This window comes from Phormidium tenue FACHB-1050, assembly GCF_014696925.1.
Classification (GTDB): Bacteria; Cyanobacteriota; Cyanobacteriia; order Pseudanabaenales; family Pseudanabaenaceae; genus Pseudanabaena.
This window is the reverse complement of the sequence record NZ_JACJQY010000003.1, coordinates 139,886-164,589: the sequence shown is the minus strand read 5'-3', so window position 1 is coordinate 164,589 and position 24,704 is coordinate 139,886. Positions and strand designations below refer to the sequence as shown.

17 protein-coding genes are annotated in these 24,704 nt (G+C 41.3%); 10 read left to right on the top strand and 7 right to left on the bottom strand.

Annotation, left to right across the window (positions count from 1 at the left end; all coding sequences use genetic code 11):
* The first annotated feature begins 565 nt into the window (after positions 1-565).
* The 6 genes from H6G05_RS03325 (at position 566) to rdgB (ending at position 9,727) form a co-directional block, all read left to right on the top strand.
* Positions 566-2,890, top strand: coding sequence for a ribonuclease R family protein (locus H6G05_RS03325; RefSeq protein WP_190576284.1), 2,325 nt, complete (start codon positions 566-568; stop codon positions 2,888-2,890).
* Positions 2,891-2,993: 103 nt separating this feature from the next.
* Positions 2,994-5,003 (top strand): chloride channel protein, encoded by a 2,010-nt coding sequence (locus tag H6G05_RS03320; protein WP_190576282.1) that lies wholly within the window; start codon positions 2,994-2,996, stop codon positions 5,001-5,003.
* A 54-nt stretch (positions 5,004-5,057) separates the two neighbouring features.
* A complete protein-coding gene (locus H6G05_RS03315) occupies positions 5,058-5,648 on the top strand; it encodes a GUN4 domain-containing protein (protein WP_190576280.1) in 591 nt (196 codons plus the stop codon).
* Between the two features lie 147 nt (positions 5,649-5,795).
* Positions 5,796-6,950: an Hpt domain-containing protein gene (locus tag H6G05_RS03310; protein WP_190576278.1), complete on the top strand. Its 1,155-nt coding sequence runs from the start codon at positions 5,796-5,798 to the stop codon at positions 6,948-6,950.
* A gap of 84 nt (positions 6,951-7,034) precedes the next feature.
* Positions 7,035-9,029: a DUF3352 domain-containing protein gene (locus H6G05_RS03305; RefSeq protein ID WP_190576275.1), complete on the top strand. Its 1,995-nt coding sequence runs from the start codon at positions 7,035-7,037 to the stop codon at positions 9,027-9,029.
* A gap of 107 nt (positions 9,030-9,136) precedes the next feature.
* On the top strand, positions 9,137-9,727 hold the full coding sequence (gene rdgB / locus H6G05_RS03300) for an RdgB/HAM1 family non-canonical purine NTP pyrophosphatase (protein ID WP_199310294.1): 591 nt from the start codon (positions 9,137-9,139) through the stop codon (positions 9,725-9,727).
* A 375-nt stretch (positions 9,728-10,102) separates the two neighbouring features.
* On the opposite strand, the gene H6G05_RS03295 is transcribed toward rdgB, so the two are convergent.
* The 4 genes from H6G05_RS03295 to H6G05_RS03280 all read right to left on the bottom strand — a co-directional run bounded on the left by H6G05_RS03295 (position 10,103) and on the right by H6G05_RS03280 (position 16,842).
* Positions 10,103-11,068 (bottom strand): exopolyphosphatase, encoded by a 966-nt coding sequence (locus H6G05_RS03295; protein ID WP_190576271.1) that lies wholly within the window; start codon positions 11,066-11,068, stop codon positions 10,103-10,105.
* Between the two features lie 453 nt (positions 11,069-11,521).
* A complete protein-coding gene (locus tag H6G05_RS03290) occupies positions 11,522-15,028 on the bottom strand; it encodes a response regulator (protein WP_190576270.1) in 3,507 nt (1,168 codons plus the stop codon).
* Positions 15,029-15,318: 290 nt separating this feature from the next.
* Positions 15,319-15,606: a DUF3288 family protein gene (locus H6G05_RS03285; protein WP_190576268.1), complete on the bottom strand. Its 288-nt coding sequence runs from the start codon at positions 15,604-15,606 to the stop codon at positions 15,319-15,321.
* Between the two features lie 39 nt (positions 15,607-15,645).
* Positions 15,646-16,842 carry a hypothetical protein gene (locus H6G05_RS03280; RefSeq protein ID WP_190576265.1) on the bottom strand — a complete coding sequence of 399 codons (1,197 nt, stop codon included), beginning with the start codon at positions 16,840-16,842 and terminating at the stop codon, positions 15,646-15,648.
* 630 nt (positions 16,843-17,472) lie between these two features.
* Here H6G05_RS03280 and H6G05_RS03275 point away from each other — a divergent pair.
* Complete coding sequence (locus H6G05_RS03275; protein WP_190576264.1) at positions 17,473-18,654, top strand: glycosyltransferase family 4 protein; 1,182 nt, start codon at positions 17,473-17,475, stop codon at positions 18,652-18,654.
* Positions 18,655-18,671: 17 nt separating this feature from the next.
* Here H6G05_RS03275 and H6G05_RS03270 read toward each other — a convergent pair whose 3' ends face one another.
* Both H6G05_RS03270 and H6G05_RS03265 read right to left on the bottom strand, forming a co-directional pair.
* On the bottom strand, positions 18,672-18,866 hold the full coding sequence (locus H6G05_RS03270; protein ID WP_190576262.1) for a hypothetical protein: 195 nt from the start codon (positions 18,864-18,866) through the stop codon (positions 18,672-18,674).
* A 100-nt stretch (positions 18,867-18,966) separates the two neighbouring features.
* Positions 18,967-19,599: a GIY-YIG nuclease family protein gene (locus H6G05_RS03265; RefSeq protein WP_190576260.1), complete on the bottom strand. Its 633-nt coding sequence runs from the start codon at positions 19,597-19,599 to the stop codon at positions 18,967-18,969.
* Between the two features lie 67 nt (positions 19,600-19,666).
* Between H6G05_RS03265 and H6G05_RS03260 the strand changes: the two genes are divergently transcribed.
* Both H6G05_RS03260 and H6G05_RS03255 read left to right on the top strand, forming a co-directional pair.
* The gene (locus H6G05_RS03260; RefSeq protein ID WP_242025205.1) at positions 19,667-20,710 is read left to right on the top strand and encodes a tRNA dihydrouridine synthase; all 1,044 of its coding nucleotides are present in this window, start codon (positions 19,667-19,669) and stop codon (positions 20,708-20,710) included.
* 219 nt (positions 20,711-20,929) lie between these two features.
* Complete coding sequence (locus tag H6G05_RS03255) at positions 20,930-22,624, top strand: ABC1 kinase family protein (protein WP_190576258.1); 1,695 nt, start codon at positions 20,930-20,932, stop codon at positions 22,622-22,624.
* A gap of 91 nt (positions 22,625-22,715) precedes the next feature.
* Here the strand turns inward: H6G05_RS03255 and H6G05_RS03250 are convergent, their stop codons facing one another.
* The gene (locus H6G05_RS03250) at positions 22,716-23,552 is read right to left on the bottom strand and encodes a DUF6745 domain-containing protein (RefSeq protein ID WP_190576257.1); all 837 of its coding nucleotides are present in this window, start codon (positions 23,550-23,552) and stop codon (positions 22,716-22,718) included.
* Between the two features lie 178 nt (positions 23,553-23,730).
* Between H6G05_RS03250 and H6G05_RS03245 the strand changes: the two genes are divergently transcribed.
* On the top strand, positions 23,731-24,684 hold the full coding sequence (locus H6G05_RS03245; protein ID WP_190576255.1) for an RluA family pseudouridine synthase: 954 nt from the start codon (positions 23,731-23,733) through the stop codon (positions 24,682-24,684).
* Positions 24,685-24,704 lie beyond the last annotated feature (20 nt).

Below are 24,704 nucleotides of genomic sequence, written 5' to 3'. Positions count from 1 at the left end.
CTAGATCCTTCTAAGAGCCAAGACAGTAAAAGCAGATTTTGCTGCCTTGGTTTTGAAATTTTGTAGCTTACGCTGAAATCACATTAAATTAAAGTCCAGATCCAAAATATTTGCTGGAGCAATTGGGCTAAAATAGGAATAGCAGGGGAACACTATACAAGCTAACTTTGCAAATTCGTAAGTTACCTGAGTTCTATAAGCATATATAAAAAAGCTATAGCTAAAATCCCTCCAGAAATAATTAAAGCTTCTGAAGGGGATGCAATTCGGGATGAGAATATATGCGTTTCGATCCATATTTCACTATCCTGATATTGAGTCCGTAGTAACATCGCAGAGTATCAAGATCGTCTCTAAGAAGATAGATTAACTTCCACAGTTTCGTTTTGATAAGTCGAATCTATCGAAGTTATTTGTCTGTGCTAATCGTCGAAATCTTGACTGTCGTTGATTTGTGATGTTGATGTTTGCTTCTAGTTTGTGTTTATAAGTAGCTCTCTACTTTGCTGTTACCCCTCGTTTGCTCTAATTTGCTCACCTTAAACAATCGTTCGACCTTCGCCTCATGGAATTCTCGATTAATCAACTGTTAGACAATTTCTCTGATGACAAGCTAGTTACGCCCAAAGCGATCGAAAAAAAACTTGGGATCGGTGATGACAACAAAAGCGTTCGTCGGCTCCAAGTTGCCCTAGATGCGCTTGAAAAAATCGGTATTCTTGAAAAAGACAAAGGACGATACCGCCGCATCCAAGAAGAAGGTCTGGTGGAAGGTCGCCTGCGTTGTTCAAGTAAAGGTTTTTGCTTTGCGATCCAAGATGTCGAGGGTGCGGAAGATATCTATGTGCGCGAAAGCCGTTTAAGCAATGCTTGGAATGGCGATCGCGTGTTAGTGAGGGTGACCAAAGATGGAGTAAGACGGCGATCACCTGAGGGTGAAGTACGGTTGATCCTTGAGCGATCGAATCCAACGTTACTTTCAACCGTGAAATTTACGGATGATAGTTATCGAGCCGTACCGCTAGATGATCGCCTATTGTTTGAAGTAGAGCTAATACCAGACGAGGAAACGCCCGATCTCAGTGTGGCAAATGGCAAACTCGTGCATTTAGAAATGGTGAGATTTTCCTTAGGTAATCACTTACCTTTAGGACGCATTTTGCAGATTTTGGGTGATGATGCCGAATCAACTAATGATATTGATCTGGTATGTTGCAAACATAATTTGCCTAGAAGATTTAGTGCCAAGGCTTTGACAGCCGCAGCTAGTTTACCTAGGGGTGTACGAAAAGCTGACCTCAAACATCGTCTTGATTTACGCAAGACCCTAACCGTCAGAATTGGTAATGCCTCAGCAATTTCGATCACAGAGGTCGATACTGGCTGGGAATTGGGAGTACATATTCCTGATGTAGCAACCTATGTGACGGCGGGTTCACCTTTGGATTTGGAAGCTCAGAAGCGTCTGCGGTCATTTTTCTTGGGTGACACCATTTTGCCAATGCTGCCTGAGATGAATGTGTTTAATCAGCCCGAATATCTCACAATGTCGGTGTTGATTAAATTGGATCATGAAGGAAATATGCTTTCTTTCGAGATTCAGCCTTCAGCAGTATTAGTTCGAGCGAACTTGAGTTATCAGAGAGCGCAACAAATTCTTGATGGGAAAGTAACAGTTGATGAGGATGCACCTAGTCAAGAAATTGATACAGAAGTAGAAGAGTTAGTACATCTAATTGCCAAAGTAGGAGCCTTGCTGCAAGAGCAATCTAATGCGATCAGACTGGTATTGCCACAGATTCCTTCTCAAGAGGCGGATGAGGGAGTACGCGGTTTGACAGTAGTTCCCTTAACTTTGCAGATTTCTGGCAAGGTTACAGAAGTAATGATTTTGGCAAATAAAGCGATCGCTTCGCATCTTCAGTCTTTATCAATTCCAAGTATTTATTTGCGACAGATTCCTCCTGATCAAGGTAAGGTTGATGACTGGGCAAAGCTATTAGAGAGCATGGGGATTTCGGCGCAATTAGAAACACCTGAACAGATTCAAATTGCGGATTTGCATCAGATTTTGACACAGGTAAATCAGCTAGAACAAGACGCAACTCGCGATATTCTCAAGTATCTACTGATGTCGATGTTTAAGACTAACGAGTATGTGCTTTCGCCGTCACTTCACTTTGGACTAGGCTTAATTAACCAGCCCTATGTGCATGGCGTGTTTCCACAAAATCACTATGGCGATTTACTAATCCAACGCATTTTACATACTGTATTTGAAGAAGGACGCGATCGCCGCAGCATCAGGATTAAGGATGATGTCAACCTTCGCAGTTCTAGCGCCCATGGTCAGGTAAATTGGAGTGTTTTACCACCTGAAACAGAGCGGCAGTTAATTGAAGATTTGGAAGCCATTGTGCCAAAGCTCAATCAAGCTGATGCTTTGTATCACCGTTCAATCTCTGATCTTGATGGATTGCGTAAAGCAGAATTTATGAGATCGCACACAGGCGGGAATTTCTATGGCATCATCACCAGCGTTCAGTCCTATGGATTTTTTGTAGAGATTGAGTCTCTCTTGGTTGAAGGCTTAGTTCATGTCAGTTCTCTTAAGGATGATTGGTACGAGTTCCCCTTGATTAATGGCAAAGGTAGAGCGAGAGCTTCAACTTTACTCGTTGGTCGTCGTAGTGGTCGCCAATATTGTTTGGGCGATCGCGTAGAAGTACAAGTCAAAGGGGTAGATTATTATCGCCAACAAATCGACTTAGTTGCCGTAGTGAATTCTGAAAGCGATCGTGACTTGTCTAATTCTGAATCAGGAACGAGGGCAGAATCAGAGGCAACTGTAGAGTTTTCTGAGCATCTCGATGCAGAAAATTTAGAATGATCTCTCCAATAATCCCCTTGGACTTAAGTATTTATCTACTCCAGTCTGGGTCAACCACTGAATTTCTCTAGCTCCAATTACTCCTTTCCATGAGTTCTCCACCATGTCGCTTTCCCGCCTATTGGTGACCGTTCTAAACCGTCTTCAGCCATCTGCGGAGACGGTTATGCTTGTTTCGGCGATCGCAGTGGGTTTAATCAGTGGCACTGGTGTAACCCTATTCCGCAAGCTGATCTTATTTACCCAAGAACTCTATTGGCACAAGATCGCCGTAGTTATCAGTAACCATTGGCATTGGGCGATCGTCTTTATTCCGATGATTGGAGCGCTAGTTGTAAGCCTTGTACGCTTCAGATTAGATAAGTTAGATCAAGCAGAAGCGAAGACTTCTAGCCGAGAGCTAGGGCTTTCCTATTCGCAAGTCCCCCTAAAAACTGTAGCGGCGGCTCTTTCACTGGGCGCAGGCGCTTCTCTTGGACCTGAGGGACCAAGCGTTGAACTAGGGAGCAATATTGGCTCTTTACTTGGTCAAATGCTGCAATTTTCCAGCGAGCGCATTCGGCTACTAATAGGAGCAGGGGGAGCAGCAGGATTGGCGGCAGGATTTAATGCACCGATCGCAGGTGTATTTTTTGCCCTTGAAGTCTTGCTACGTGATTCATATCGCACCGATAAATCTAGCCCTAACTCCGATGTTAGCGTTGTCGTTATTGCCTCGGTCATTTCGGCGTTAGTTTCCCAGATTAGTCTGGGCGAACGTCCAGCTTTTAGCCTGCCTGTCTACGAAGTACGCAGCTACTGGGAATTGCCTCTATACCTTGGATTAGGGGTACTGGCTAGTGTTGTCGCCCTGATGTTTACTCGCGCAATTAAACAAGCGAAGAAATTTTTTGCTGGAGAATGGGAGATCGCCCCATTTATGCAAAAGCTATCGATGCCAATCAAATTACTGATTGGTGGACTATGTGTCGGACTGATTGCCTTAACTTTTCCTGAAGTAATTGGGATTGGTTACGAAACTGTGGAATCGATCTTGCAAGATACACCGTTCACGATTCCGCTATTAGCAATTTTGTTGGTAGTTAAACTTTTATTGACGGCAATTAGTTCTGCGAGTGGTTTTGTCGGTGGCATTTTTGCACCTTCGATTTTCTTGGGCGCGGTGCTAGGTAGTTTATATGGTCAGGCGATCGCTAGTTTTTTACCTGCTTCAATCCCGATCGCTGCTTCGCCTGCCTATGCTCTTGTGGGAATGGCGGCAGTTTTGGCAGGGACTGTTCGCGCCCCCTTAACATCTGTATTGCTGCTATTTGAAATGACTCGCGACTACCGCATCGTTTTACCATTGATGGCAGCCGTAGGACTTTGTGCATGGGTACTTGACCACCAAATTGATTCATCAAAATCCGCAGATCGGATGATCATGCAATGGTCTGGGCTACCCGCTGATATCGAAGTCCTTGAAAAAATCAAAATTGCCGAAGTCATGACCCTCAATCCCGCTTCGGTTAAATATTCAATGCCCCTGATGCAAGCCGCCCAATTTATCACCAGTGGCTACCACCATAGCGCCTTAGTATTAGATGAAATTAACCACTTGCAAGGGATTCTGACCACTCAAGATCTAAAACGCTTGCTATCAGCACCTGCAACTGATCGCCCCCTTGAAGACATGACGGTACAGAATATTTGCACCAGTGAAGTAATCTGTACATTTGCCGATGAATCTCTGGCTGAAGCTCTAAAACGCATGGCAACTAGGGACTTGCGACAGATGCCTGTGGTCGATCGCCACCAGCCTAAACGGGTAATTGGGATGGTGGATCGGCTGGCGATTACCACAGCCTACAATACAGCACTAACAAAACGAGCGATTACTGCTAGAATTACAGCGACTAAATCGACTGTACCTATTGCGAATAATACTTATACAGCTATAACTAACGGTTCTAGTAATGGTTCAAGTAATATTCCTAGCAATAGTGCTAATGACAAGAGCAACGATAAAGACAATAATTTAAATAATTCTCTAAGTAACACTTTAGATAGCAATTCAACCAATAACTTAAACAGAGAGTCAGATATTCATAGTTCTGAGGCGATTTCTTCTTAAAATTTACGCAGAGATTGTCTTAAATATCTGGCAATTAGCCCAAACAAGGATGTCATGGATAGCGAAGAAATACTAATTGAATTTGTGGGAAATGGCGATCGCGCCAATGGTGAGTCGATCAAATCGATCAGCACCACGAAGATTAAAGACAGCATTCAAAGACTTGCCAGCTTGGTACAGCAACTCGCTACAGACAGCACGTCAAGTCATGCCAATGGGTTAGCGCTAGATGAGGTCGAGATTTCAATCAAGCTCACCGATACAGGCGAAGCCATTTTATTGGGTGATGGTCAAAGCAATGGAGCCATGACTTTACGGTTTCGTCGTCCTCAAAAAGGATTAGCGATCGCCAGTGGTGAGCCATCTACTCAATTACAATCACTCACTTCTAGTACAGGCGTTGACTATACTAAGTTAAGGGCTTTGCTATCCAATGGTAAATGGCAAGAAGCAAATCAAGAAACATGGAATGTGATGTGTCAAGCCGCACGTAAAAATATTGGTTCGGTGTTGACGGCTGAGGAAATTAAACAAATTTCCTGTGATGACTTGCAAATCATTGATAACCTGTGGCGGCAGCATAGTAAGGGTCGCTATGGATTCAGCGCTCAAAATCAGATCTATATGTCATCAATTCTGGGGTAAGCGCATGGACATAATTAATTACCAATCAAAACCTATAAAGTTGCAACTCTCAGGGATGTAACTCCACGGGTTTGGGTAATTTATTTTGTACAGATACTTAGCAATTTCATAATCAATTCATAAGGCAAATCATAAGGGGTTAGTGTCATGGATCAGGATAAGCAAAAGCAGATTACAGGCTATTTCATTGAGGAGGCTAAAGAACATCTCCAAACAATTGAATCAGGACTGCTCAATTTGCAATCACTGATGGGCAACTCTGAAGCGGTAAATGAAATATTTCGGGCAGCCCACTCAATTAAGGGTGGGGCTGCCATGCTGGGATTTAGTAGCATTCAACATGTGGCCCATAACTTTGAAGACTATTTCAAAGTTATGCGAGAGAATACTAATTTTCAAGTCGATCAAGATTTACAGACACTTTTTTTACAAGCTTTTGACAAGTTACAAGAGCTGGTTGAACATTTGCAAAGTCCTTATGGGTTAACCAAAGACGCTGTTGATAACGTAATGGCGGGTTCTGATCAAATCTTTGCAAATCTCAAAAATCATCTTCAAAATTTAATTTCAGGCAAAGAAACCCAAGGTGATGCTCTAGATGGCGGGACAAAAATTGATACAAAAGTCATGTTGACCGCATTTCAGTCGGAAGTACCGCTCAAGTTGCGAAATATGCTGGAGTTATTTAAGCAGCCTGATAGTCCTCGCAGTCGCCAAAATCTCGCAACAATTTGTACTCAGCTACAGCAAATTGGCGATCGCTTTGGTTTAGCACCTTGGTCAGTGTTGATGGAATCGGTAAACATAGCCGTATCCAATCCCAACAATCAATTTCGCACCCTTGCACCAATTCTCATCAAAGAAATCAAACAATCTCAGGAGCAAGTTTTAGCGCAGAAAGCTGATCAAATTAAAGCATCACCGCAGTTATTGCAATTACTCCCAGCCAATTTTACCAGTAAGTCACCAGCACCCAAAACGGCTTCCTCACAGACTACCAAAGCGGCTAACATTGCTTCGGAAAATACTTCAGCCGATGAAGTGAGTAAGATTTTTGGCGCTGTCATCGAAGAAGATAAAGCGATGAAAGGTTGGCAAGTCTTTAGCGATTGTGTTGGGTGGCGACAAAACGGAACTTGGATTGCGTCTAATGCAACTTCCCCTCAAACCGCTCCTGATGGACATTTCCCCACCCCACTTTGGTTAGCATCATGGCATCAGTCCAAGGATTCTAAAGCTAAAGAGTTTCAAGCTCAGTATGCTGCTCTTTTAGCGAAGATTGCTAGCTGTAATATTAATTAATCATCTTAATGAGAATGAGCGGTGCTAAGTACCCCACATTCTCATAGCAAAATTTTACCGTTTACTTTAAAGAGGGTTACTTCTGTGAGGAGTTTGTTTGCCACGATTTTGGCGATTAGTGCTAGTACTTCAGCTTTGCCTGCGATCGCTAATTCCATTAAAGATGTATCTGTTAGTTCCAAATCAACGAACTATCTAAGTACTGTTGCTGCTGGAAATATCCAGAATCCTGCATCTAGTCAATTCGCTCAACGTTCTCTTAATCTTGCCAAGCAGATTCCTATAGATGTAATCGGATTAGTTGTGGTTGATCTGAATCCAGACTCTTGGAATGTGGTGAGTAAATCTCAAACTGTCGATCCAATTTCTGCACTTGACCAGTTGTTGACCTTTTTCAGTCAATCCCCCCAAATTTCCATAGCCAAAGATATCCAACCTTGGCTGGGCAAAGAAATGGCGATCGCCTTTTCAGCCAATACCGAGGACGAACTGGAATTAACTTTTACAGCTTTATCTCCAGTTACAGATGGACAAAAATTTGAGCTTTTTCTGACTAAGTTAAAAAGTCTCGATTTGCCAAAACCAACAGAAACTCTGTATCAAAATGTCAAAATTCTGGAATGGCAACTCGAAGAAGAATCTATTGGAGATAAGAAACCAGTTCTATCTCAGAAAAAACCAGCAATCACATTGAAATCTTTGTTAAGCAATAAACAAGATAATGCGCCTGATCCAGATGATCAAGAAGAAGATGCTGATTCTGAAGAAGAACCAATTGTACCTAGCGATCCTGATTTCAGCTTAAAACGCTTCGCGATCGCCAAGTTGCCCAGTGGAGTAGCCGTGATTTCTACCAATCGCCAAGCAATCCAGAAAATAATTGATACATCAGTTGAAACTTCTGAACTGAAAGTAGCACCTCTCGCTAATCATCCCTTGTTTTTGCGATCGCTCAATAATCCTCTATGGAATCGATCTCTGATTGCAGGTTACGGTGATTTTAAAGGGCTAGGTCAAATTAGTGAGCTTGTGGCTGCGGATCTGCCTGAGACTTCGGAAATTCCGGGATTTAGTCGAGCAGAATATATTGAAGGCTTAAAATACACGTTGGGGCAGTACAGCAGTTTTGATCTATTTACATGGGTAACGCCCAAAGGTATTCGTAGTCAAAGCAATAGTTATTTTTCAGAAGTACGATCGCCTCTACCCAAAGATACCCAAACTCGCGATCGCCTCCTGTCTTACCTGCCCTCCAATCTCTATGGAGCAATCACCAGCCGCAATCTCAATCGTCAATGGCAATGGTTTGTGGAAGAGTCAAAAATGCAACCTTCCTACAAAATTTTTGTTGAAGGAGTGAGAATGCTTTCTTCCTTGTTTCCTTTGATTGCTGGTGATGGATTAGATCTCGACATTGAGAAAGATATTATCTCTTGGATGGATGGAGAATATGCAGTTGTTGTGTTTCCAAGCGAACATTCTCCTTTTAAAGAGATTGGTGTTGATTTGACCATAGGAGCGTTAATTCGTACATCCAATCCTGAAGCGGCTAATGCAACTCTTGCCAAATTAGCCAAATTTTTTACTGGATTTACGGAGATGGATGAAAATATTCTCCAATTGAAAAAGCGTCAGGTAGGGGCTACTTTACTAACCAGCTTTGAGGTTCCTGATAATCAAGTTGCTGGTAAAACTCAAAGCATTTTTGCCTATGGCTGGCGCGATCGCCAGACTTTAATGTTGACCTTGGGTGCAAATACTGCATCGGCTTTTATTCCAATTCCTAAGCCTGCCCTCGCGCAGTCAGAGATGTTTCGCGATGCGATCGCCGATATGCCCCAACCAAACTTTGGCTATTTTTATCTCAATGCTAATGCGATCGCTAAACAAGTCGCGACTTTGGGGTTTCTCTTGTTCGCACCTGATTCTGATATTCCACCAAGTCAAGACAAGTCATCGCAACCAGTAATTCCCGCCGAAATCCAAAAGGCAATTGATCGACTTGGAGGTGCAGTTTTTGTCTACTCCGAAACAAGCGATCGCTTTCAGTCTGATTTCTTCCTTGGAGTAAATCCATAGCCACAATCGCAACATCTTGCGTTGCTATAGCAAGACAATTTATAGCATCATTGCTATGGGAATCATATATGATTCCCATAGCAATGATGGTTTAACAAATGTCTGATATGTCAACTCAACTGCAAAAATTAGTAATTGCCAGCGGAAATGCGGGCAAAATAGAAGAATTTCGTGCTTATTTAGCAGACCTAGGCGTAACACTGATTCTCAAACCTGACAGTATTGATGTCGAAGAAACAGGTACAACTTTTATTGAGAACGCTCATCTCAAAGCTTCTCAAGTGGCGATCGCTACAGGCGAATGGGCGATCGCTGATGACTCTGGACTGGAAGTAATAGCTCTTAATGACGCTCCAGGAGTACTTTCTGCTAGGTATGCTGACACAGATAGCGATCGCATTAATCGAGTTTTATCTGAACTTAGTCATCACTCTAATCGTGAAGCTCAATTTGTTTGCGCGATCGCGATCGCCTCACCCGATGGCGCGATCGCTGCTGATGCAATAGGAGTTTGCAAAGGGGCGATCGCCGATGCTCCCCGTGGTAATCATGGATTTGGATATGATCCGATTTTCTTAATACCAGAGTTTCAGCAGACCTTTGGCGAAATTCCACCAGAAGTTAAAGCCAAAATAAGCCATCGAGCCAATGCGCTCTCCATCCTTCGTTCCAAACTACAAAATTTCGTGAATCAGTAAATTTTTACAGCTATGGTAAATCAAACGAACTATAGCTGTCGCCATTCTTGTTAGGACATAAAACCCAAATAGTGTGAGGCGGCGCTTTGCGCCGCCTCACACTATTTGGGTTTTGATTTGTCCTAATACACTTGACTACAGCTATACAAGATATTTTTTGAAATTGTTGCAAAGCAACAATTTCAAAAAATATCTTGGTTCGGGTTTAAGCGCAAAGCACTATAGCAAAAAAAGAGTTAGCTAGTACAAACCAAAACCCAAGAATCGAGTGGCGGCGCTCCGCGCCGCCACTCGATTCTTGGGTTTTATATCCTAAGCAAAACTTGCTTTGCTATATAAAAAGTTTTAGAGCCTTGTATAGCAAGGCTCTAAAATCTATTCGAGAAACGTCATTGGTTGAGCCACATTATTTCTGGTAATAACGTCAATTAATTCCTGTTTAACTTCTTCTGCTTGTTCGTTATCAATCTGACAAGTACCAGCATTAGCATGTCCACCACCTTCATACCTCAACATCAACTCACCGATATTGATTGAACAGGTGCGATTGAGAACTGACTTGCCAACTGCAAAAACAGAATTCTGTTTTTGTCTTCCCCACATCTGATGAATAGAGATATTGCAATCAGGATATAAAGCATATACCATAAAACGATTGCCCGCATAGATCGTTTCTTCCTTCTGCAAGTTCACTATAACCAATTTATCGTGGACTTCCGCACAATGCTGAATCTGCCTCTTAAAGATCTCCTGCTGCACAAAATAAAGTTCCACTCTCTCCTTAATATTCGGAAGTTCCATAATTTGTTCAATGGACATGACCCGACAAGCCTCCACTAGTTCCATCATTAAGGCATAGTTAGAAATCGTAAACTCACGGAATCTCCCCAAACCTGTCCGCGAATCCATTAAAAAGCTCAATAATACCCATCCCTGAGGATGGAGAATGTCATCTATATTAAACTGTGCTGAATCGCATTTGTCCACTGCTTGCATCATTGCTTGCGAGATCTGGGGAAACTTTAATTTGCCACCATAGTAGTTATAAACAACTCTTGCCGCCGATGGAGCTTCTCCTTCGATAATATGATTTTCGGGGGTATCATAAATTCGCATCGTTTCACTTGTATGGTGATCAAAGACTAAATATGCGCCTTCTATATATGGCAAGTTAGTCAAAATATCGCGATCGCACACCTCGACTTTTCCATCTTGGACATCTTTCGGATGGACGAATAGAATCTCATCGATCATATCAAGTTCTTTAAGCAATACCGCACTAACGACACCGTCGAAGTCACTACGGGTAATTAATCGATATTTTTTGGTTGCGGCTGACATAAGTTGAGACCTTTGATAAACTTACAAATATTACGATTCTGTCCATAACTATAGCAAAGCAAGTTTTGCTTAGGACATAAAACCCAAGAATCGAGTGGCGGCGCTCCGCGCCGCCACTCGATTCTTGGGTAACCAAAACTTGCAAAGCGCTATATAGCACTTTGCGTTGTAACCGACGTATAACTATCGCCATTCTTGTTAGAACATAAAACCCAAATAGTGTGAGGCGGCGTGAAGCGTCGCCTCACACTATTTGGGTTTTAATTTGTCCTGATACAGGTGGCTTCTAAAAATGGACATTAAAACTAAAAGATTAGCGGTGCGGAGCAAAGCGCCACACTACTAATCCTTCAGTGTGAAAGGATTAGACATAATTAATAGCAAATCTAAACCCGTAAAGTTGCGCCTCAGAGAGGCGCAACTTTACGGGTTTGACTAAATTTATTTGCCATCTTAAGAAGAAATTTTTTGTTGCAGATATTGAGATACTTTATCAAACTCAAGCTCTAACTTCTGAAGTATCATATCTAAAGTTTCGACCTTCCTAGGATGACTACTCGATTTGCAAAGATTGCTTAATTCTTTACAAATTGCAACGAGTCTATCGGCTCCTAATGTACCGCATCCTCCTCTAAGTGAATGATTTTCAAAACTGATTGCGGCAAAATCTAATTGGTTTAAGGCTTGACGCATTCTGGCGATCGATTTCCCCGATTCTGTTAAGTAAGAGGCAATAATTTCAGTCAGAGCCTGTTTGCTTATACATTTCTCTAACATGTTTATGGTTGACGCATTAATTACTGCAAGCCCAGATGTAGAAGCTGATAGTTGCAAATAGGCATTAGGTGTAGTAATCGATTGCTCAACATCACTAAATTTTACTTTTGATGACTCAAGTAATTGTTCTGCTGGTTCTAGGTTTCGGTTTTGCAGGTCAAGTTTAGGCTGCTCAGACTGAGGTTTATTTAATTGTAAATTTTCCGAAACTCTTTGAAGGGTCGTAATTAAATCTTCAATTTGGAGAGGTTTGGTAAGATAATCATTCATTCCCGCCGATAGAGCTATATCACGAGATTCTCTAAAAGCATTTGCCGAAAGTCCAATCACCCAAGGACTACGTCCTGTCATCTGTCGAATATGCTGACAAGCTGTCAAACCATCCATGACTGGCATTTGTATATCCATAAAAACTAAATCATAGGATTGTCTTTCTAAAGCATTAACTGCTTCCAAACCATTTGCTACTGCATCACCCTTATATCCTAATCGTTCTAGCATCAATAAAAGAATTTGCTGATTTACAGAGTTATCTTCAACAATTAAAATTTGGAAAGGATAGCGTCCAGCAAAATCACTGTTTAGTTGAAAAACATTGACTGAGTTAGTTGATTGAGAAGTATCAGGCAAAAATAGATTTGAAAATACTTGATAAAGCTTAGATGCTGTGATTGGTTTGGTTAAATATCCCGCACAATTGATGGAATTAGGAACATCAATATCTGCAACTGAAGTCATTAAAATAATTGGTAAAGTAGGGAATAGTTCTTGAATATTTCTTGCTAAATCTAATCCATCTATTGATTGAAGATGACGGTCAATGAAAATAGCATCATATTCTGAAGAACTCAAGTATTGTAATGCTTCCACTTCAGATAGAGCAGGTTGCCCAACCATATCCCATTCTTGAGTATAAACTCGTATCACTTGTTGAATTGTGGCATTGCTGTTGACGATCAACACCTTTTTTTGATTTAGTTCTGGGGCGATCGCTTGAGTTTCTACAGCGATCGCCTGAGCGCGGATAAAAAAGCGAAAAGTTGTCCCCTGCCCCACGGTACTCTCAACTTGAATATCTCCTCCCATAAGCTTACAAAGCTGCTTACTGATTGCTAATCCTAGTCCAGTGCCACCATATTGCCTTGTAATCGAACTATCCGCTTGACTAAAAGGTTTAAACAATCGATGTATCGAGCCTGCATCAATTCCCATGCCTGTATCGCGTACCTCAAAATTCAGTTGAGATATACTTGAGGATGAATCGATTAAAGTGGAACTTACCGTAATCGCTATTTCACCCTTTTCCGTAAATTTGATCGCATTACCAATTAAGTTAACTAAAATCTGTCTTAAACAAGTGGAGTCACTAATAATCCATTGCGGTACATCAACATTGATTAGCGCCGATAGTTCTAGAGATTTCTCAGCAGCAGGTGATGACATCAGATCGAGGATCTCTTCAATGCAAGTTCGTAAATCAAAGGGATGTTCTTCTAATTCAATAGTACCTGCTTCAATTTGAGAGAAGTCAAGAATTTTATTAATCACGGATAGAAGTACTTGCCCCCCTTGACGAATCCCCGCAACAAATTGGTGTTGTTGCGGAGAGAGCAGTGTATTGCTTAGGAGTCCAGCCATACCAATGACAGCATTCATGGGCGTGCGAATCTCATGACTCATTGCTGCCAAAAATTCACTTTTAGCTTTGTTAGATGCTTCAGCAACTCTCGCAGCAGCTAATTTTGCTTCATTTTGTTTTCTCTCCGTGACATCCTCAACACTCACTACAAACTGAACAGGACGATTATCAATATCTCGGATTAAGCTGACACGACTGATCGCATCAACTATTTCACCATTTTTGTGGATATATTGTTTTTCTAGAATTGTACTTTCCATTTCTCCTACTAATAGTTTGTCTAAATGCATTAAGGTTAACTCGACAGAATCAGGATGAGTGATATCAATAGCTGAGATTTGCAGTAATTCTTCAGGAGAATAGCCATAGGTCTTACAAATATCTTTATTAACGGTTAAGAATCTTCCTTTTACACTAAGTGTTGCCATACCCACTGGTGCATTATCAAACGATACCTTTAGAAGTTGCTCGTTCTGCCTTAACTCATCAGTACGTTGTTGTACTTTTTCTTCTAAAGAAGAATTGAGATTTTGCAGGTTTTGATATAATTCTGCTTGTTGAATAGCGATCGCTAATTGTACTGATAATTGCTGAAGTAGTCGTAAATCTACATCTTCCCAACTACGTGTAGTTGAACATTGATGAACAACTAATAGCCCCCATAGCAGTGATGAAGAATTATTAGTGTCAACATCAAAGCACTGAGGTAGTTCGGGTAAAAGAATGGGAACTACTAAATTCGCTTTTACTTGAAAGCGTTCTAACAATTGAATATGACAATCAGTTAAATTGGCTTTATAAATATCATTAGCAGCAAAAATTTTCCCCTGTCGATATGCGCCGCCTAAGTTATCACGAAAACAAGTGTCAATAATATTGCAGTGGATACTTGGCTCCCAAGGAGAATCAACAGCTTCGGCGACGATTGTGCCGCTCATATTCGGATTAAATTTGTAAATTACCGTGCGATCAGCCTTGAGAAAGTTTTTGACATCTTGCACAATTGCTTCGTAAATTTTATCAAGTTCTAATGACTGCCTAACATGCAAAGAAATTTCAGAGATTAAAGCCTCTTGTTGTTGCGATCGCTGAAGTTTATAAAATAAGGTAAACCGATCTAGCAACCTGTGCATAGATCGGCGCAGGGATACAGCACTAATCTCATCCTTAATCAGATAATCAGCAGTTCCCAATTTGATCGCGTTAGCTGCGGCAATTCCATCTTCATATCCAGTCAACATAATTACTGGCAGTTTAGGATCAACAATCCCTGAGCTAATAATCTCTAAAAGATCGATTCCATTACCATCCAACAAATTAAAGTCCAGCAACATGATGTCTGGATTATGCGATCGCCAAAGAATGAGAGCCTCTTTGATATTGTCAGATTCTAAAATCTGATAGTTAGTGGTGACATCAGCTTGAATATAATGGCGATAAATTGACCGATCTTTTTCACTATTATCTACTATCAAAACCTTTACTTGAGAGGGTGATGATTGTGAATCGTGGGATGAGATCAGGCTATTGGCAAAATTAGACATTGAATATTTATAAAAATCATCCCATAGGAAATCAAAAAAATAACTACTAACAGCCTGTTTGAGAATTTTCCTTTAGCCCCAAAATTAGGTATATTGGCTTCTCAAAAATGCTCTCAACCTTTCGCAAAATAATAGGTTTAGCTATTGAAATTTGCTGTATCTGTACCTTAGATATTTTTTGTTATGGGTTACGAGTAATAAGGTGAACCTACTTTATTAAGTATAACCGTTGCTATTTTGAATTAATCCTAAAAAAAGAGATAGAGCGCTAAGCACTCCATCTCTTTTTTTTAAGCCCAGTCGTCTTGACCTTCATCTCTCCCCATATAGACCTTGCCGATCGCATGGATCTGTCGGGTTTTAACAAATAATTCTTCCTCAGTTAACTGCCAATTATGGAGAACTTTGAGTAAATCAGCCTGAATATCTCGCGCCCCTACAAATCCTTTATAGCGAATGCTCAAACGAGCTAACTCGACATAATCGCGATTACTTGGCGTGGTTTGCGCCAATAGTTCATTTATGATTTGACGATCTTTAGTGTATTGAGGATGTCTCTGATCTTTTACTTCTGCCATAAAAACTCATAATGTAAACGGCGCTTTGCGCCGTTTATATTATTGCCTCAAAATAACTACTTCGTTACCAGTGACAGGGGTACGTGCAATCAGATGATTTTCGGCATCAGCCACGAATAGTTTCTTGAAATTCAGCGACTGAGAACGATTTTGTAAATCTGTCACCAATTGAGTTTGCTGACTTGGCTCTAGCTTGTACCATTCGTCATTGAGCGCCACAACTAATCGTCCACGCTTAAAGTCAGTCTGCACCGAACCAAACAAAGATTCGCCATACTGCTTGGCTACTTCAGAAACTTGAGTTTGGATTTTGGCGATCGCAATTTGTTCAGATGTTAGCGGAGCGTCACCACGTTCTGGTTTTACTAAATCTTTATTGACAGATGGTGGTTGCTTCTTCGCAACAGTGCTAACTGGTTTGTTAAGAGGTGCTGGGGTATCTGAGACCTTCTTAACATTTTGACTTAGCGCATGGGATGGCTTCAGAATGATCAACAGGGAAAACAAAGTGACCAAAGCCACAGTACCAGCCCGCTTATCTAGAATCCGTTTAACCTCATCGGAGAGGGGAACTTGTACTGCAATCCCACTAATGGATCGCCAAATGGGAGCCGTTGCAGTTACAGTCTTTTTCCAAGCATCGTTTTCTTGGAGCTTTTCCCAAGAATTGACCAAAGAAGGGGTTGCCGCCACTTTTGTCGAAACTTTTTGCCAAATATTTGTGGCGATCGGATCAAGTTTGTCTACAGAAATTTGTAAGAACGACAAAACTTTTGGTGTGACTTGCTCTTTGACAAATTTCCAAGCAATACCAAACTCTTGCTTAACTTGGGCTACTAGTGGGGAATCCACTTCAGTTGATGCATTAAGTAGCCCTGTGGCTTCACCTGTAGCATCTAAGGTACTGTCTCCTGAAAGACTCTGTTGAAGTTTCGTTAGGGCAACGATTAAAGTAGCGATCGCCTTAGATGAAAGTACTTTTCCTATCTCTAAAGCTTTATTGAGTGTAGGGTTGCTAGAAAGCTTTTCTGTGCTGGTTGTGGCAGATGCGTCTTCGCCTTCTTTTGCCATCAAATCTGACTTGGTGAGCTTTGCTTGTAGGTTACGCAATGCAGGCAACAAACTTTTAACAAGTTTAAGTAGTAGCGCTTGCAATTGCGGCTGCACTTTTGTCCAAGTCTGCCCAACTTGCTTAGAAACGCCCTCAATCACTTCTTTAGTTTTGTTTTCTGTCATAACTGCCTCCTGTCACAATTCACACGGTTGTCATGAAAAGTATCACAAATTATGCAGTGAGATTAGCATATCTTGAGCCATTTCTTAGTATTACAACGCTTTACGCTGAATGTAAACCCAGTATTTTTGTTAAAATTGTTTCTCTGCAACAGTTTCAACAAAAATACTAGAGCTTGTTTAATAGCAAAGTATTGTCAGTAATTGTGAAGCGATCGCGCTACAGCAGTTTTCATTACAAAAATCGTTTTTTTGAAAGCCCGCCGTTGGCGGGCTTTCAAAAAAACGATTTGGGTTTTTCATAACGAAAATTACTGATCGCGCTAGGAATACAGATTGGATAAAGTCTTTTTTTTCGTAGATTCTTACGTTTATATCGTTTCTCAAGCAAGCGAGGTGAAGTACGTGTTTGTTTCCCCGCCGAAGGTGGGGAAACAAACACGTACTTCACCAGACTGATAAACGCTATAACAGCTATAAGCCGTAAAAAAGCTCTATCTTTAGGTTAACTTTACTTTTTAGGATCTACATCCCTATACATACATAATTGCTATAGTTAGTTAAGCTTAATTACTCAGTTCTTATTCTTTCCTTAGCCGCCGTTTTTATTAATACAAATATCACTCAAACATCATGCGTATTCTCGCTCTAGCTTGGGAATTTCCACCACGCATCATTGGAGGAATTTCTCGCCACGTAGCTGAGCTATATCCTGAAATTGTTAAGCGCGGTCATGAGGTGCATCTAATCACTGTCGCTGTCGAAAATGAGCCATTAGAAGCGATCGTTGATGGCATTCATGTATACCGCATTCCCGTTGGAGTTAATAACGACTTTTTCCAATGGGTTGGGCAAATGAATAGAAATATGCTGAACTTTGCGAGAGGTTTTTTGGCAGTTAATTCGATGGATTTACTCCATGCCCATGACTGGTTAGTCGAAGAAACTGCGATCGCCATTACTAATGAATTTTCGATCCCGCTAGTTACCACAATCCACGCCACAGAATATGGACGATGTAATGGGATTCACAACGATACACAACGATATATCCACCATAGGGAGATGCTCTTAACTCAAGCATCCCAACGAGTAATTGTCTGTTCCGAGTATATGCGCGGCGAATTACAGCGAGCGCTCGATTGTCCTGCCGAAAAAACTGATGTGGTTTATAACGGGCTAAGTGTTGAGCGTTGGCTAAATATCACTGCGGAGCATCAGCATGATTTTGAAGATCTTCGAGCGAGATACGCCAAACCTGATGAAGCGATCGTCTATTTTGTAGGACGAATCACCTATGAAAAAGGAATTTATATCTTGCTCAATGCCATGCCCAAGGTGATTGCAGCAATGAATGATCAAGTACGTCTAGTAATTATCGGCACTGGCGACGCTTATTCGATTTTGCTACAACGTCAAGCTTGGGATCTGGGGATCTACCACAAAGTTTTATTTACAGGCTTTATGGCTGACGCTGACTTTTGGAAATTTCAGAAGGTTGCTAATTGTGCAGTATTTCCTAGTTTGTATGAGCCATTTGGTATTGTCGCCCTTGAGAGCTTTGCCGCCAGAATTCCGCTCGTAGTCTCTGATACGGGCGGATTACCAGAAGTAGTTCGTCATAAAATTACAGGCACAGTGACACGAGTTAATGATGCTGATTCCTTAGCAGACGGGATCATCGAGGTTTTGCAAAATCCTGAGTACGCACAAACGTTAGTCCAAAATGCTCAAGCAGAACTAAGAGAGCGCTTTGCTTGGGAAAAACTTGCTGAACAAACTGAATCTGTTTTTTTCAAAGTTAAAGAAAATTAAATCGTAACTCTTAGAAATTAAACAACAACAGAAATAGCTTGCAAATTCAACAATGAACTTTTAATTTGTGGTGAATTGCGTAGTGCTGGTGATGAAGGCAAGAAAGACAAAACTACAGTTAATAAGGCGATCGATGCCATACTGCCAATAAAAAATTTCGCAAACCATAGTTCATTCACATCATGGTTAGGGTTTAGATTTTGAGAAGACATAGTAATCTTAGTGTTTTTAGATAAAGTACTTATAGATGGCGGTGTTTAAGGCTACCTGAATCATTGCGGAGAGATACGTAATTACAGAATTACAGACTCTCTAATTCATAAAAGGAGTTCCCCAATATCTCCAGTTTTCCTTATTAAATGGCGATCGCCATTTCTCGATCAAGATCCGTTCTAGCTGTTGTCGAGGGCGTGTGGCTGAGGGTGCATCCCACCAAAAGGTCATGACAACTTGTGTCTGAAGATTGTGGGTGGTATGCAGTTCACGGTAATTAAGGAGATACCGTTTGCAGTCATGCATTCCTTTCCATCGCTTATGAGAACGACCTGTTTCACCTATATACAGTAACACGGGTGATTGCGTCTCGCAGGTGAGATCGATCACAAAATATATGCAAGCGTCGTCACTGTCACGACTGGGCAAGCGATAGAATTCCGCAGGTTGAATTGGTAAGGCAAAGGGATTAATCCTATGGGGATCGCAATGACTAGACGGCATGTCAAACAGAGCGGTTTGAACTGCGGGGATCATTGTGGTGATGGAACTCTGATACTTCGCGATTACCTGTTTCCATACCTGTAATGACTGACTTCCCATTTCATAACTCGCACTACTGTCATAGACTCGCGAAGTACGCTGAATTCCTTCATTAAAGAGCGATCCCTGTTTATACTCAGAGGATTTATTCTCATCTTGGCTGTTGTATTGAGTGGGGCGATCGCTCATAGGGATTGTTATAATTGTGAGTCTTGCTTTATACATCACAGTTCACAATCAATTATAGTTAGCCGCTTTGCCAGAAACTTTACCGCCACCAATTTTATCTGGTCAACCACTGACTGCACTTGCGCCAATGCAAGATGTAACCGATCTCGCTTTCATGCAAATGTTAAGCGCCTATGGCTGTCCTGATTATTATGTGACAGAATACTTTCGAGTCTATGCTAATTCCAATATCGATAAGAAAATTCTTAGGTCAATTACTCTCAACACAACAGGAAGACCTGTATTTGCTCAATTAATTGGCGAAAGTATTCCTGATATATTGCGGATTGCTCAACAGCTTACAAAATATCCGATCGCAGGAATTGATCTTAACCTTGGCTGTCCTGCGCCGCGTGTCTATCGCAAAAATGTTGGTGGTGGATTATTGCGTGAACCCGAAGCCATTGAGAGAATTTTTGAGGCTATGCGATCGCAAATTTCGGGACTTTTCACCGTAAAAATGCGCGTGGGCTTTGACTCAACTGATAATTTTGAAAAACTTTTAAATTTAATTAATCAATACCAAATTGATCTCCTGAGCTTACATGGTCGCACCGTCAAGGAGTTATATCGAGGCGAAGTGCATTATGACTTGATCCGTCAAGCAGTACAAACTGTGAATTGCCATGTATTAGCCAATGGCAATATTACTTCCTACCTCAAAGCCGAACAGGTTCTAAAGGAGACAGGTGCAGCAGGTGTAATGATTGGGCGATCGGCAATTCGCAATCCTTGGATCTTTCAACAAATACGCGATCGCTTTGCTGGGAAAGCTGTCCAAATAATTACACTTGCCGATGTGTATAAATATATTCAGCATCTGTTTACGATTACTTGCCAAGACACACTCAGAGAAAAATCCCATGTGAATAGCTTGAAAAAGTTCTTGAATTTTATTGGCACTGGCATCGATCGCGAAGGCAAATTTTTAGCAGGAATGCGCTTGGTACAGTCAAAACAAGAACTTTTTGATTTATGTGATCGCCATTTATTAATAAATCCTGAACAGCCTTTTGCGATCGAGCCATACGAAAATCTCGTAGCGCGTCCTAGCTGTGAATCCTGTGCATAGAGTTTGGAATAGCGCTTTTTGCTGAATTATAGCTATCACCAGTCTTGTTTGGACATGAACCCAGAAGACGAGTAGCGGCGCAAAGCGCCGCTACTCGCTTCTTGGGTTTGAAGAAAGCGCAAGGCGCTAAACTATAACTATTTAAAAATTATTACCACTATATTATGTAGTTTTGTATACTGATAGATTGATGGGATATAAAAAACGGTAATTACCAGCGTGAGTCAGCATCCTCTTGAGCAGCTAAATCGCTACGATGCCAAAGCCAATGCCGCATATTACGGTCGTCGTCCTTGGTTAGCGATTAGTCGGATTTTTAAAATAATTTATTTTGCAATCAGTTTTGGGCTAGCTTTTGGCTGGGATGTCTTGACTGGTAACACAGTGAGCCAACCTAAACTCGCCGAGCAGTTACGACGTATTATTACAGCCCTTGGGCCCACCTATATCAAGGTAGGGCAAGCACTATCAACACGTCCCGATTTAGTACGGATAGACTTTTTAGAAGAACTAACCAAACTCCAAGACCAATTACCACCATTTTCTAACGAGCAAGCTTTTGCCATCATTGAGTCAGAGCTAGGTAAGCCTGTTAACATGGTTTATCGCAATATTTCTGAAGATCCAGTTGCTGCGGCAAGTTTAGGTCAGGTATATAAAGCGACCTTGTTTTCAGGTGAAGAAGTGGCGGTAAAGGTACAACGCCCCACCCTAATTCCGATACTAACGCTCGATCTTTACCTGATGCGTTGGATTGCTGGATGGCTAGGACCACTATTACCTCTTAATTTAGGCAATAGTCTACAGGCGATCGTTGATGAGTTCGGCTTGAAATTATTTGAAGAAATTGACTATGCCCATGAAGCAACCAACGCTGAGCGCTTCGCTGGTTACTTCAAAAATGATCCCGATGTTAAAGTTCCATCGATCTATCGTCAATACAGTACCCATCGTGTTCTCACCTTAGAATGGATTAATGGCATCAAGCTTAATGAGATCGAGCAAATTAAATCGGCAGGCTTGAATACCGACAATCTCGTGAGAATCGGTGTCATGTCTGGTTTACGTCAACTTCTCGAATTTGGTTTTTTCCACGCCGATCCTCACCCAGGAAATCTTTTTGCCACCTACGATGGCAAGATGGCTTATATCGATTTTGGGATGATGGATCAGTTGGATCTGCAAACTAAAGAGCAGTTAGTTGATTCGGTCGTTCACTTACTGAATAAGGACTACGATGAGCTAGGACAAGACTATGTGAGACTTGGTTTCTTGCAACCAGACATCGAGATGAAGCCAATTGTGAATGCGCTGGAATCAGTACTGGGCGATATCATGTCTGAGAAGGTGAAGGACTTTAACTTTAAAGTTGTCACCGATCGCTTCTCTAAGGTGATGTATGACTATCCCTTCTGTTTACCTGCGAAATTTGCACTGATTATTCGCTCTGTGATCACTCAAGAAGGTGTCGCTCTAAGTCTCAATCCAGAATTTCGGATCGTGCAGGTTGCCTATCCCTACGTAGCAAGACGTTTGCTCACCGATGAGTCTGACAGTCTGCGTCAACGGCTACTGGAAATTCTCTTTAAGGACGACAAATTCCAATGGTCAAGGTTAGAGAATTTATTGGCGATCGCTAAATCCGACGGTCAGTTTGACATCATTCCTACTGCCAGCATGGGCTTTAAGTTCCTAGCTTCCAAAGATGGCGAATATATCCGCCGTCGCATATTGCTAGCTCTCACCGAGGACAATCGTTTGCATACTGAGGAGTTAATGCGAATCTGGCAAATGATCGGTGCTGACTTAGAACCTGCGAAGTTATGGAATATGGCAGTTAAAACTTTGACTGGAGCAATGCCTAAGGCGATCGCAGCGGCTCTCCCCTTCGCTGCTTTTCAAAACATCAACTAATAGTGGATTAGGAGCGATCGCTGCTAAGGGTGGACTTTGGCATCATCGCGATCGCTCAAAAATAAAAATAACTGAAAACTATGCGATCGACCTATGGAAATTTTCCTTGCTTTCCCAACGCAACCAAATTGATCAACTGCTCACGATCCACAATTTGTCCGTGAAAGGAATAAAATCCATAGCCGTCAGCATACTGCAAAGCAGGCTCCTTTTCGTGATGTAATAGATCGTCCGCATCAACAGATAACTTAGTCGGTCTAGCACAAATTAAGGCAAGTCCATCCAATGGAAAAATCCAGCCACAGGACTGAATAAGAGACTCGATCAATTGCCATTGTCTAGAATCATCACAAGCCAGAACATTGATACAAAAGTCAACAGCACCAGACCAAAGTTCAATCTTGCCACTACAGTAATTACCATAGCAATTCAAAGGAAACAATTCTTTCGACGTTATTTTCAATATTTGTTTATTTAGAGCGAGATCAGACTGCAAATTATTCGTTGTTTTTTTATAGATTTGGCAACGATAAAATCGATTTAATTGACGACGAATTGACTCCCACCATGAATGTTTGTGATAAATATAAATTCGATCTTTATAAGTGATTTTACGAAAATACACCTCGAACATTTCTTGAAAATAAGGTTCAAAGTATAAATCATTAAGAGTATTAAGTAAGCATCCAAATTGTTCTGATAGTTGCAGATCAATTAGTACTGAGATCGCTGAGAAAGGACTTGAAAAAAAAACGACTAAAGGTTTGTCTTTCCCAATCTTTGCATAAGCATTTTCAACCGCAGTTTTTGCTTGATCAAAATTAAGGGGTTGAGTCGAAAGTGCTAAATTACGCCATTTCAGCACATATTTTTCAATATATGCTGGTAGTATAAGCGCAGACTCTGAATCATTATCAGGAATATTCATAATATATTAGATATAAAATTTAAGTTAAAAGTTTATAACACTATCCTCAAATTTTTTTATTGGTAATTGCAACAATAGGCTCATTAGTTCTTTAACATCAACTTTATTATTAAAGGTGAGGCAATTTTTTTCAATGAGATAAACAGACTGTCAAGTTTTAGCATAAAGTTGAATTACTATGAACTTAGAGCCAACTCACATAGAAAATAATATTAACTTAATTGAAGTATCGCTAGACCTTGCAAAGTCTGAGCGTATTGATCGATTTTTAGCACAACAACTCGGAGATCTATCCCGATCACGTATTCAAGCATTAATTGATGAGGGCTATGTCACTGTTAATAATGCTCTTTGTAATAACAAAAAGGATTTAATTAAAGCAGGCGATCGCATTCAGTTAATCACTCCAGCATCAACACCCCTTGATTTAGTAGCGCAAGAAATTCCTTTAGACATTCTTTACGAAGACGACCATTTAATTGTGATTAATAAGCCTGCGGGATTAGTAGTCCATCCTGCGGCAGGACATAGTGACGGAACCTTAGTTAATGCACTTTTAGCACATTGCAAAGAACTTTCAGGAATAAATGGAACTCAACGTCCTGGCATCGTGCATCGTTTAGATAAGGACACTAGTGGCGCAATGGTGGTAGCCAAAAGCGATCGCGCTCATCAAGATTTACAAACACAAATCCAAGCAAAAACAGCCCGACGTGAGTATTTAGGAGTTGTGCGTGGAGTTCCTAAAAATGAATCGGGAGTGATTGATGCAGCGATCGCCAGACATCATAGCGATCGCAAAAAAATGGCAGTAATGGAAAATGGGCGCAGAGCCATCACCCACTGGCAAATCAAGGAACGTTTAGGAAATTACGCACTTGTTAAATTTGATCTGGAAACAGGACGCACCCATCAAATTCGTGTCCATTCCGCACATATGGGCTGGGCGATCGCTGGCGATCCTGTCTACGGCAGTCCTAACAAGGAGGTGTCACAATATCTCTCAGGGCAAGCCCTCCACGCATGGAAGCTGACTTTTACCCATCCAGTTTCAGGCGAATTAATTGAGAATATTGCGCCTTTACCTGAAGGATTTGAGAAGTTATTAGTATTTTTACGTCGTCGAAGATAAGATGTCGTGCTTAGCGCGAC

Coding starts and splice junctions, on each gene's coding strand:
- H6G05_RS03325 (WP_190576284.1), top strand. CDS start 566: ATGGAATTCTCGATTAATCAACTGTTAGACAATTTCTCTGATGACAAG.
- H6G05_RS03320 (WP_190576282.1), top strand. CDS start 2,994: ATGTCGCTTTCCCGCCTATTGGTGACCGTTCTAAACCGTCTTCAGCCA.
- H6G05_RS03315 (WP_190576280.1), top strand. CDS start 5,058: ATGGATAGCGAAGAAATACTAATTGAATTTGTGGGAAATGGCGATCGC.
- H6G05_RS03310 (WP_190576278.1), top strand. CDS start 5,796: ATGGATCAGGATAAGCAAAAGCAGATTACAGGCTATTTCATTGAGGAG.
- rdgB (WP_199310294.1), top strand. CDS start 9,137: ATGTCAACTCAACTGCAAAAATTAGTAATTGCCAGCGGAAATGCGGGC.
- H6G05_RS03295 (WP_190576271.1), bottom strand. CDS start 11,068: ATGTCAGCCGCAACCAAAAAATATCGATTAATTACCCGTAGTGACTTC.
- H6G05_RS03290 (WP_190576270.1), bottom strand. CDS start 15,028: ATGTCTAATTTTGCCAATAGCCTGATCTCATCCCACGATTCACAATCA.
- H6G05_RS03285 (WP_190576268.1), bottom strand. CDS start 15,606: ATGGCAGAAGTAAAAGATCAGAGACATCCTCAATACACTAAAGATCGT.
- H6G05_RS03280 (WP_190576265.1), bottom strand. CDS start 16,842: ATGACAGAAAACAAAACTAAAGAAGTGATTGAGGGCGTTTCTAAGCAA.
- H6G05_RS03275 (WP_190576264.1), top strand. CDS start 17,473: ATGCGTATTCTCGCTCTAGCTTGGGAATTTCCACCACGCATCATTGGA.
- H6G05_RS03270 (WP_190576262.1), bottom strand. CDS start 18,866: ATGTCTTCTCAAAATCTAAACCCTAACCATGATGTGAATGAACTATGG.
- H6G05_RS03265 (WP_190576260.1), bottom strand. CDS start 19,599: ATGAGCGATCGCCCCACTCAATACAACAGCCAAGATGAGAATAAATCC.
- H6G05_RS03250 (WP_190576257.1), bottom strand. CDS start 23,552: ATGAATATTCCTGATAATGATTCAGAGTCTGCGCTTATACTACCAGCA.
- H6G05_RS03245 (WP_190576255.1), top strand. CDS start 23,731: ATGAACTTAGAGCCAACTCACATAGAAAATAATATTAACTTAATTGAA.